The organism is Allobosea sp. CER48, assembly GCF_044752385.1.
In the GTDB taxonomy this organism is placed as follows: domain Bacteria; phylum Pseudomonadota; class Alphaproteobacteria; order Rhizobiales; family Beijerinckiaceae; genus Allobosea.
This window is the reverse complement of sequence record NZ_JBIWYK010000066.1, coordinates 1-9994: the sequence shown is the minus strand read 5'-3', so window position 1 is coordinate 9994 and position 9994 is coordinate 1. Positions and strand designations below refer to the sequence as shown.

Here is a 9994-nt window from a genome sequence, read left to right as displayed (position 1 = left end):
GCGCGCCCGGCATGGGCCTTGCGGGCCGTGGCGGAAGGCACGTTGCCGACGTCGGTCCCCGACGGGGTCTGCCCCAGCATCCAGAAGCCGGACATCGCCCCGCAGCTGAGAGCTGCAGCGAGGAAGAACCCTTTCAGGACAGGCCTGCGGCGACGACGCGAGCGCACATAGGGTGCACCGCCTTCCCGCACATAGGTCGCATAGGTCATCCGCCGCACTCTCGATACGCTTACGCCACGCCCGGCGGCAGGCACAGCTTCGCCGTTCGCGCCCCGACAGGGGGAGGCGCGATGCGCGTCGCGTTGTGACCGAACATGCCAGGAGAACTCAAACTTCGTTCTGCTTCGATAAGGCGCTGTGTTGGTTAATCGCCGGTGAACCGCATCGATAATTTTTGCGGGTGCTGCCCTATCGAAGGCCGGGCCGGCGGGGCCGTGCAAGACGATGCAAAGGCGGCACGATCAAGGCCATCCGATGGAAGAACGGAGAACGAAGATTTTTTCCGGGCCGCCGCGATTGGCCCATCTTTTCGGGCAAGGCTGACATGCCAGCCCGTTCCTCCCAAACCGGCCTTCGAATCGGATATGTCGCAAGCATCGCAGACGCAGGGCTTGTCGCCGCAGCAATCTCAGGCCTTCATGGCGCCTGCGCAGGGGAGCGGAACCGACGTGAGCGAAGCAGCGGCTGAGCCGAAGACGAGTTCCGTCGCGGCCCTGGGAGCCATCGTCAGCGGTGCGCTGATCCTCCAGGTCGCCGCTACGATCGTGAATACGGCCGTGCCGCTGAAGATGGCGCTGGAGCAGAAGGCGCCGCTGCTGATCGGCATCGTCGGCTCGGCCTACTCGGTCGGCTTCCTCGCCGGCTGCTTCGTGATACCCGCCTTCATCCGCCGCGTCGGCCATATCCGCGCCTTTGCCGTCTTCGCCGCCCTGCAGGCGGTGCTGACGCTGAGCTTCTCGACGACACCGCTGGACCTCTGGGGAATCTCGCGGCTGGGCATGGGCTTCGCGGGAGCCGGCCACGCCATCTGCATCGAGAGCTGGATCAGCGGCCAGGCCAAGGCCGGCCAGCGCGGCCGCATCTTCGGCTTCTACCAGATCCTCAACCGCCTCGCGCTGATCGGCTCTCAGATCGGCGTGGGCTATGTCTCGCTGCAGTCCAACGACATCTTCCTGCTCGCCAGCGCCGCCTTCTCGATCGCGCTGATCCCGGTGGGCATGACCAAGGCGAAGGGGCCGGAGTCCGGCGAGGTCGTCTCCGTCCGGCTCAACACGATCTGGCAATATGCGCCGGCCTCGGTCATCGGCTGCCTCTATGTCGGCCTGATGGGCGGTGCGCTGACCAATGTCGCACCGGCCTACGGCATCCTGATCGGCCTCGACCAGGCCTGGGCGATCCTGCTGACCGCCGGCATCCAGATCGGCGCCCTGGTACTGCAATGGCCGCTCGGCCTGCTGGCGGACCGTGTCGAGAGCCGCATCATCATGCTGACCGCCACGCTCTCGGTCGTGCTCTGCTCGCTGGCGCTGGGCGCGGTACTCTGGTTCGCCCTGCCCCATGCCCGCTTCTGGCTGTTCGGCCTGTTCGCGCTGATCGGCGCGGGCTCGATGCCGATCTATACCGTAGCCGTAGCCCATGCCTATTTCCGGCTGGGGCGCGAGCGTGCGCTCGGCCTTTCCGCGCAATTGCTGTTCCTATGGGCGACGGGCTCGGCGATCGGCCCTCTCGTTTCGACCGCATTCATGCAGGCGGTCGGGCCGAACGGCCTGCTCGCCTATCTCGGCCTGCTGTCGGCCGCGGCGGGCGCCTATCTCGCCTTCCGCCTCAGGCGCAACCCGCCTTCGGCCAGCCCCTTCGGCGAGCGCCCGGCAACGGCGCCGACCATCCCCGACGTCTCGCCTTCCGGCCGCTCGCAGGGCGGTAAGTAGGCCATCCGCTCGCTAGGCTTCGGCCGCGCGTGCGTGGCGGCTGGGCTTGGCCTTGAGCTTCAGCTCCTGCAACTCCTCGCGCTCGCGCGGCGTGTTGCGCATCAGCTGGTCCTTGCCCGGCTGGTACTGCACCGGCTGGGCGACATCGACGCCGTACCAGGCCGCAGCGCGCAGCACGAAGGACGGATCGGCCAGATGAGGCCGCCCGAGAGCGACGAGATCGGCACGGCCGGCGGCGATGATCGTGTTGACCTGATCGGCCGAGGTGATGTTGCCGACACACATCGTCGCGACCTCGGCCTCGTTGCGGATGCGGTCGGAAAACGGCGTCTGGAACATGCGGCCGTAGACAGGGCGCGATTCCCTGGCGGTCTGGCCGGTCGAGACATCGACGAGGTCGCACCCCTCGGAAGCGAAGGCTTCGGCGATCGCGACGGAATCCGCCGCGGAGAGGCCGCCCTCGGCCCAATCGGTGGCTGAGATGCGCACCGACATCGGCTTCTCGCGCGGCCAGGCCTCGCGCAGTGCCCGGAACAGCTCCAGCGGGAACCGCAGGCGGTTCTCGACCGAGCCGCCGTATTCGTCGGTGCGCCGATTGGTCAGCGGCGAAAGGAAACTCGCCAGCAGATAGCCATGGGCACAATGCAGCTCCAGCATGTCGAAGCCCGCGCGCTCGCCGCGCTCGGCCGCTGCGACGAATTCCGCCTTCACCCGGTCCATGTCGGCGCGGGTCATCGCGCGCGGCACCTGGCTCTCAGGGTAGTAGGGCAAGGGCGAGGCCGAGACGATCGGCCACGCACCCTCTTGCAGCGGCCGGTCCATGCCTTCCCACATCAGCTTGGTCGCGCCCTTGCGCCCGGCATGGCCGAGCTGGAGGCAGATCTTCGCCGCGGAATGGGCATGGACGAAATCGACGATGCGCTTCCAGGCGGCTTCCTGCTCATCGTTCCAGAGCCCCGTGCAGCCGGGGGTGATCCTGGCATCGGGCGCGACGCAGGTCATCTCGGTGAAGATTAGACCCGGTCCGCCGATGGCGCGAGAGCCATAGTGCATCATGTGCCAGTCGGTCGGCAGCCCGTCCTGTGCCGAATACTGGCACATCGGCGAGAGCGTCATGCGGTTCTCGACCCGCATCTCGCGCAGCTTGAAGGGCTGGAAGGCCGGCGGCACGGGTGAGCCGTCCTTGCGCCGGCGCGCCAGCGGACCGAGCCCGTCGGCGACGAGCCTGTCGATGGCCGAGACCATCTCGGGTGCGCGCAGGGCCAGGTTGTCGTAGGTGATAGCCTTGGAGCGGGTCATCAGACCGAAGGCGAAGCGCAGCGGCTCGAAATCCCAGAAGCGCTTCAGTTCCTCGAACCAGACCAGCGAGACGTCCGCGGCGTGCTGGGTCTTCTCGACCTCCTCGCGGCGCTGCGTCTCGAACAGCTTCAGGCCGGCCGCGACATCGAGCTTCGCCTGCCCCATGGCCTTGTGCAGCGCGATGGCGTCTTCCATCGCGAGCTTGGTGCCGGAGCCGATCGAGAAATGCGCCGTCGCCTTGGCATCGCCGATCAGCACGACGTTCTCCACCACCCAGTTGCGGCAGCGGATCATCGGGAAATTGCGCCAGAGCGAACGGTTGGTGATAAGGCTGTGGCCCTCGAGCTCCTCGGCGAAGATGCCTTCGAGGAACGCGGCCGACTGCGCCTCATCCATCGCTCCCAGGCCCGCCCTCTCGAAGGTCCCGGGGTCGGTCTCGAGCACCCAGGTCGAGCGACCTGCCTCGTACTGATAGCAATGGGCGATGAACAGCCCGTGCTCCGTCTCCTTGAAGAAAAAGGAGAAGGCATCGAAGGGGCGCGTCGAGCCCATCCAGGCGAATTTATTGGGGCGCAGGTCCGTTTCCGGCTGGAAGCGCTCGCGCCAGTTCTCGCGCAGGCGGCTGTTGACGCCGTCGGCAGCGACGACCAAGTCGTATTCACGCCGGAGCGTCTCGACATCGGCGATCTCGCTGCCGAAATGCAGGCTGACGCCGAGCTCGCGCGCCCTCTCCTGCACCAGCATCAGCAGTGAACGGCGGGAACAGCCGCAGAAGCCGTTTCCGGGGACGCGGTAGCTGTCGCCCTTGAAGTGGATTTCGATGTCGTCCCAATAGGCGAAGTTGTCGCGGATCGCGGCATAGCTCTTCGCGTCGGCCGCCCTGAACGTGTCGAGCGTCTGGTCCGAGAAGACCACGCCGAAGCCGAACGTATCGTCCGCCTGATTGCGCTCGAAAACGTCGACCGTGATCTCCGGCCAGTCCCGCTTCATCAGCAGCGCGAAATAGAGCCCCGCCGGCCCTCCGCCCACAACCGCGATGCGCATCGACGCCTCCATCCGCGACCAGTCAGTTCCAGTTCGAAAAATATTTTAAGCCTGAAATGTTTTCGAATTCAAGCTCCTTCGCTTCTCGCCACGCCGAAGGACCTCCCTCAAAGGCAGAGCGCCTGTAAGCAACTGAAGCAATGAGCTTACCCCACGACCGCCGGAGGGGCGCATCCCCAAGGGCTTGCAAATTCCTTGAGACTTAAAATATATTCATTGGAGGAGGCCGAGCGACCATGACTCTGCAGGGACAGCGCGCACTGGTGACCGGCGGCGGACGGGGTATTGGCCGGGCCATTGCCGCGGCACTGACGCGAGCCGGAGCGCAGGTATCCGTTCTTGGCCGCGACGAAGCCGCCCTGCAGGCCGCCGTGGCGGCAGGAGCGGCCGCGGATTTCGCGACTTGCGACGTGCGCGACGAGAGCTCGGTCTCAGTCGCCATCGGACGCCTGGCCGGCGCGCAAGGCTTCGACATCGCGGTCGCCAATGCCGGCGCGGTCGAGACCGGGCCGTTCATGCGCAGCGACGCCGAGCGCTTCCGCCGGATGCTGGAGATAAACCTCATCGGCACGGTCAATCCGTTTCACGCTGTGTTGCCCGGCATGCTGGAACGACGCCGCGGCCGGCTGATCGCCATCGCCTCCACGGCCGGACACCGCGGCTATGCCTATGTCAGCGCCTACGCCGCGGCGAAGCACGCCGTGATCGGGCTGGTGAAATCGTTGGCGCTCGAGACCGCGCGCTCGGGCGTCACCGTCAACGCCGTCTGCCCGGGCTATGCCGATACCGACATGGTGGCTTCCGGACTTGACGCTATCACGGCCAAGACTGGCAAGAGCCGCGAGCTGGCGCTCGCGGAAATGGTCAAGGACAATCCGCAAGGCCGGCTGATCGCCCCCGAAGAAGTCGCCGCCGCCGTGCTCTATCTCTGCGGCCCGGGCAGCGACGCCGTCACCGGCCAGTCGCTCCTGATCAATGGCGGGGAGTTCTGAGATGGAAACGCCCTCCTCCACGCTGGTGCTGGACCGGGAAACAAAGGCGAGCGAGCGCCCGGGCGACCACAAGGACGAATTGCGGCTCTGGCTGCGGATGCTGACGTGCTCGACCCTGATCGAGACCGAGATCCGCAACCGGCTGCGTGAGGAGTTCAAGACGACGCTGCCGCGCTTCGACCTGATGGCGCAGCTCGACAAGACCGCGGTCGGCATGACGGTCGGCGAAGTCTCGCAGCGGCTGATGGTGTCGAACGGCAACGTCACCGCCGTCGTCGCGGGTCTCGTGACGGACGGCCTGGTCGACAAGCGCCCGGCGCCGCAGGACAGGCGCGTTCAGATCCTCACCCTGACCGCACAGGGCCGCAAGGCCTTCCGCGCCATGGCCGAGCGCCATGAGGACTGGATCGCGGAACTGTTCGCAGGCCTCAGCCAGCCGCAGATCGCGCAGCTCTTCCGGCTGCTCGGAGAGACCAAGACCTCGCTGCATCGCGCCATCGCCGGCCGGGCGAAGGATGCTGCCGACGAGGCCGCGAAGGGAGACGCCTGATGACATTCGCCAACGCCACGACCCTGCCGCTGGCCGACTGCAAGCCCGAGCACTTCAGCCTCGCGGTTACCGGCAAAGTGGCGACGGTGACGCTGAACCGGCCCGAGAAAAAGAATCCGCTGACCTTCGCAAGCTATCGTGAAATCACGGATTTCTTCCTGGCGGCGCAGAAGGAGGAAGCGGTCAAGGCGATCGTCGTGACCGGCGCCGGCGGCAACTTTTCCTCGGGCGGCGACGTCTTCGAGATCATCGGGCCGCTGGTGGCGATGGAGACCAGGGACCTACTCAAGTTCACCCGGATGACCGGCGAACTGGTCAAGGCGATGCGCGCCTGCCCGCAGCCGGTCGTCGCCGCCATAGACGGCGTCTGCGCCGGCGCCGGCGCGATCGTCGCCATGGCATCCGACCTGCGCCTCGGCACCGCCGGAAGCAAGATCGCTTTCCTGTTCAACCGCGTCGGGCTGGCCGGCTGCGACATGGGCGCCTGCGCCATGCTGCCGCGTATCATCGGCCAGGGGCGCGCCGCCGAACTGCTCTATACCGGCCGCGTGCTCAGGGGCGAGGAAGCCGAGCGCTGGGGCTTCCTCAACCGCATCTGCGCTCCGGAAGCGGTGCTTTCCGAGGCGCAGGCACTGGCCGCCGAGCTTGCTGACGGACCGACCTTCGCCAATGCCATGACCAAGCGCATGCTGGAGATGGAATGGGCGATGTCGGTCGAGAGCGCGATCGAGGCCGAGGCCGTGGCGCAGGCCTTGTGCATGCAGACCGAGGACTTTTCCCGCGCCTACCACGCCTTCGCCGCGAAGCAGAAGCCGGTCTTCGAGGGTAACTGACATGAGCAGCGCTCCTCACCTCGGCCTCGACATCCTCGGCGACACGTTGGACTGGCCGTTTTTCGAGGAGCGCCACCGCGCCTTCGCCGCCGAACTTTCCGGCTGGGCGGATTCCTATCTCGCCGACCTTCCGCATGACGATGTGGACGAGGCCTGCCGGGCACGCGTCGCGGCGCTCGGCGCGGCGGGTTTCCTGAAGGCGGCCGTACCGGCTGCCTATGGCGGCCTCAGCAACAAGCTCGACGTGCGCACGCTCTGCCTCGCACGCGAAATCCTGGCCGCGCATGACGGCCTGGCCGATTTCGCCTTCGCCATGCAAGGGCTCGGCACCGGTTCGATCAGCATCGCCGGCTCGGAGACGATGAAGCAGCGCGTCCTGCCGGATATCGCGGCCGGCAAGCGCATCGCCGCCTTCGCGTTGTCCGAAAAGGAAGCCGGCTCGGACGTCGCCGCCATGGCGACGACAGCTACGCCGGACGGCTCCTCGCATGTGCGTATCGACGGCGAGAAGAGCTGGATCTCCAATGGCGGCATCGCCGACCATTATGTCGTCTTCGCCCGCACCGGCGAGGCGCCCGGCGCCCGGGGGCTTTCCGCCTTCCTGGTCGAGGCCGATGCGCCCGGCCTGACCATTGCCGAACGCATTGACGTGATCGCGCCACATCCGCTGGCGACCTTGCGCTTCGAGGGCTGCCGCGTGCCGCTCGAGAACCGCATCGGCGGACCGGGCGACGGCTTCAAGGTCGCGATGGCGACGCTCGACATCTTCCGCTCGACCGTCGGCGCCGCAGCGCTGGGCTTCGCGAGGCGCGCACTGCACGAGACGCTCGCCCATGCCAATGGCCGCAAGCTCTTCGGCGGCACGCTCGGTGATCTCCAGCTCTCGCAGGCGGCGATCGCCGAGAGCGCGGCGGAGGTCGATGCCGCCGCCCTCCTGGTCTACCGCGCCGCCTGGACCAAGGACCGCGGCGCCGCCCGCGTGACCCGCGAGGCCGCGCTGGCGAAGCTCGTCGCGACGGAGAACGCCCAACGGGTGATCGATCGGGCCGTCCAGATCCATGGCGGCCTAGGCGTCACCAAGGGCGTCAAGGTGGAGGAACTCTACAGGGAGATCAGGGCGCTGCGCATCTACGAGGGTGCCAGCGAGGTCCAGAAGGTCGTGATCGCGCGCGACCTGCTGAAAGCACATGCCGAAAAGGCAGGGGAACGACATGACAGCAACCGGATTCGCGAGATCGGGGCATAAGGACAGCTTCGCGCGGGACAACCTGCCGCCGCGCGAGAGCTGGCCCGATCTCAGGCTGGAACAGGCAGGACTGGCCTATCCCGAGCGGCTCAACTGCGTCGCCGAGCTGCTCGACAGGCACGTCGCCGGGGGACGCGGCGGGCGCACCGCCGTCGTGGCGGCGGATCTGCACTGGAGCTATGCCGACCTCTCCGACAAGGTGAATCGCATCGCCAACGTGCTGACCCGCGATCTGGGCATGGTCAGCGGCAACCGCGTGCTGCTGCGCGCCGGCAATACGCCGATGATGGTCGCCGCCTATCTCGCCGTCATCAAGGCCGGCGGCATCGCCGTCGCGACCATGCCGATGCTGCGGGCGGGCGAGCTCGCCTATCCGCTGCGCAAGGCACGGATCGCACTGGCGCTCTGTGACCACCGCCTGACCGCCGAGCTGGAAAGCGCCAGGGCACAGGCGCCGGAGCTCGCCCGCATCGTCCCGTTCGGCAGCATGACGAGCGAGCTCGAAATGTTGATGGCGCAAGCTGGGTATGAGCATTTCGAGGCCTGCGACACCGCCCGCGACGACGTCTGCCTGATCGCCTTCACCTCCGGCACCACCGGCGAGCCCAAAGGCACGATGCATTTCCACCAGGACATGCTGGCGATCTGCGATTGCTACGGCGCCCGCGTGCTGAAGGCATCGCCCGACGACCGCTTCACCGGCTCGCCCCCGCTGGCCTTCACCTTCGGGCTCGGTGGACTCGTGCTGTTCCCGATGCGGATCGGCGCCGCTATGGTCCTGCCCGAAAAGGCCGGCCCGGCCGATCTGATCGACGCGACCGAGCGCTACAGGGTCAGCGTCGTCTTCACGGCTCCGACGGCCTACCGGGCCATCCTCGACAAGCTCGACGGACGCGACATCTCCTCGCTCAAGATCTGCGTCTCGGCGGGCGAGGCCCTGCCGAAGGCGACCTTCGACGCCTGGCAGGCGCGAACCGGCGTGCCGCTGCTTGACGGCATCGGCGCGACCGAGATGCTGCACATCTTCATCGGCGCACCGCGCGAGGCGATCCGGCCGGGTTCGACCGGGCTGCCGGTGCCGGGCTACGAGGCGAAGATCGTCGACGAGAACGGCGACGAGGTGGCGGACGGGACGGCCGGCAGGCTCGCCGTGCGCGGACCAACCGGGTGCCGCTATCTCGCCGATCCGCGGCAGGCCAAATACATCCTGAATGGCTGGAACATCACCGGCGACACCTATCTGCGCGATGCAGACGGCTATTTCTGGTACCAGGCCCGCTCGGACGACATGATCATCTCGGCCGGCTACAACATTGCCGGGCCGGAGGTGGAAGCCTGCCTGCTGATGCACGAGGCCGTGGCGGAATGCGGCGTGGTCGGCGCGCCCTGTCCCGATCGCGGGCAGATCGTAAAGGCCTACGTCGTGCTGCGCGAGGGCGTCAAAGGCGACGACGTGCTGGTGAAGGCGTTGCAGGAGCACGTCAAGGCCGGTATCGCGCCCTACAAATATCCGCGCGCCATCGAATTCGTCGACGCCTTGCCAAAGACGGCAACCGGCAAGCTGCAACGTTTCGCGCTCCGCCAGTTGGCGCAGAGCGAAGCCTGATCCCTTCCAACCACGAGCCGAACGGCCGCTGACAGGGCGATATCATGTCCAACGCATCCAATTCCCGCGCCATCCTGCCCGAAGGCTGGCCGCAGCCGCGCGGCTATGCCAACGGCATGGTGGCGGAAGGCCGCGTGTTGGTGACGGGCGGGCTCGTCGGCTGGAACGCCGAAAGCATCTTCGCGCAGGGCTTCGTCGGCCAGCTCCGCCAGACCTTCCTCAACATCAAGGCCGTGGTCGAGGCCGGCGGCGGGCGCGTCGAGGATATCGTGAGGTTGACCTGGTATGTCACCGACATCGTGGCCTACCGCTCCAGCCTCAAAGAAATGGGGCCGATCTACCGCGAGGTCTTCGGCCGGCACTTCCCGGCGATGGCGGTGGTCGCCGTCGCGGCGCTGGTCGAGCCCGAGGCGCTGCTGGAGATCGAGGCGACGGCGGTGGTCGCGCATTGAGCATGGCAGCCTCGCGCCACGGCACGCGGGGCCCCGCGAAAATA

9 protein-coding genes are annotated in these 9994 nt (G+C 67.2%); 7 read left to right on the top strand and 2 right to left on the bottom strand.

Features of this window, described 5'->3' with window-relative positions; translation table 11 throughout:
• Positions 1–209: hypothetical protein (locus tag ACIPIA_RS04600; RefSeq protein ID WP_400507123.1), on the bottom strand; the 209-nt coding region annotated here is incomplete at its 3' end.
• A gap of 459 nt (positions 210–668) precedes the next feature.
• On the opposite strand from ACIPIA_RS04600, the gene ACIPIA_RS04595 reads away from it, so the two are divergent.
• A complete protein-coding gene (locus ACIPIA_RS04595) occupies positions 669–1928 on the top strand; it encodes an MFS transporter (RefSeq protein WP_400507122.1) in 1260 nt (419 codons plus the stop codon).
• A 12-nt stretch (positions 1929–1940) separates the two neighbouring features.
• Here the strand turns inward: ACIPIA_RS04595 and ACIPIA_RS04590 are convergent, their stop codons facing one another.
• Complete coding sequence (locus ACIPIA_RS04590; protein WP_400507120.1) at positions 1941–4271, bottom strand: bifunctional salicylyl-CoA 5-hydroxylase/oxidoreductase; 2331 nt, start codon at positions 4269–4271, stop codon at positions 1941–1943.
• 236 nt (positions 4272–4507) lie between these two features.
• Between ACIPIA_RS04590 and ACIPIA_RS04585 the strand changes: the two genes are divergently transcribed.
• The 6 genes from ACIPIA_RS04585 to ACIPIA_RS04560 are packed head-to-tail and all read left to right on the top strand — an operon-like array spanning position 4508 to position 9950.
• Positions 4508–5263, top strand: a complete 756-nt coding sequence (locus tag ACIPIA_RS04585) for an SDR family NAD(P)-dependent oxidoreductase (protein WP_400507118.1) — start codon at positions 4508–4510, stop codon at positions 5261–5263.
• A 1-nt stretch (position 5264) separates the two neighbouring features.
• The gene (locus ACIPIA_RS04580; protein ID WP_400507116.1) at positions 5265–5813 is read left to right on the top strand and encodes a MarR family winged helix-turn-helix transcriptional regulator; all 549 of its coding nucleotides are present in this window, start codon (positions 5265–5267) and stop codon (positions 5811–5813) included.
• Positions 5813–6646: an enoyl-CoA hydratase family protein gene (locus tag ACIPIA_RS04575; RefSeq protein ID WP_400507114.1), complete on the top strand. Its 834-nt coding sequence runs from the start codon at positions 5813–5815 to the stop codon at positions 6644–6646. The genes ACIPIA_RS04580 and ACIPIA_RS04575 overlap by 1 nt, the downstream gene beginning before the upstream one ends.
• 1 nt (position 6647) lies before the next feature.
• On the top strand, positions 6648–7892 hold the full coding sequence (locus ACIPIA_RS04570) for an acyl-CoA dehydrogenase family protein (RefSeq protein ID WP_400507112.1): 1245 nt from the start codon (positions 6648–6650) through the stop codon (positions 7890–7892).
• On the top strand, positions 7858–9498 hold the full coding sequence (locus tag ACIPIA_RS04565) for a benzoate-CoA ligase family protein (RefSeq protein ID WP_400507110.1): 1641 nt from the start codon (positions 7858–7860) through the stop codon (positions 9496–9498). Before ACIPIA_RS04570 ends, ACIPIA_RS04565 begins: the two co-directional genes overlap by 35 nt.
• Before the next feature lie 44 nt (positions 9499–9542).
• Positions 9543–9950 (top strand): RidA family protein, encoded by a 408-nt coding sequence (locus ACIPIA_RS04560; protein WP_400507108.1) that lies wholly within the window; start codon positions 9543–9545, stop codon positions 9948–9950.
• The last annotated feature ends 44 nt before the right edge of the window (positions 9951–9994 follow it).

What these genes read in the sequence shown, in the direction of transcription:
- ACIPIA_RS04585 (WP_400507118.1), top strand. Translation starts at nt 4,508, where the DNA reads ATGACTCTGCAGGGACAGCGCGCACTGGTGACCGGCGGCGGACGGGGT.
- ACIPIA_RS04575 (WP_400507114.1), top strand. Translation starts at nt 5,813, where the DNA reads ATGACATTCGCCAACGCCACGACCCTGCCGCTGGCCGACTGCAAGCCC.
- ACIPIA_RS04590 (WP_400507120.1), bottom strand. Translation starts at nt 4,271, where the DNA reads ATGCGCATCGCGGTTGTGGGCGGAGGGCCGGCGGGGCTCTATTTCGCG.
- ACIPIA_RS04570 (WP_400507112.1), top strand. Translation starts at nt 6,648, where the DNA reads ATGAGCAGCGCTCCTCACCTCGGCCTCGACATCCTCGGCGACACGTTG.
- ACIPIA_RS04565 (WP_400507110.1), top strand. Translation starts at nt 7,858, where the DNA reads ATGACAGCAACCGGATTCGCGAGATCGGGGCATAAGGACAGCTTCGCG.
- ACIPIA_RS04560 (WP_400507108.1), top strand. Translation starts at nt 9,543, where the DNA reads ATGTCCAACGCATCCAATTCCCGCGCCATCCTGCCCGAAGGCTGGCCG.
- ACIPIA_RS04580 (WP_400507116.1), top strand. Translation starts at nt 5,265, where the DNA reads ATGGAAACGCCCTCCTCCACGCTGGTGCTGGACCGGGAAACAAAGGCG.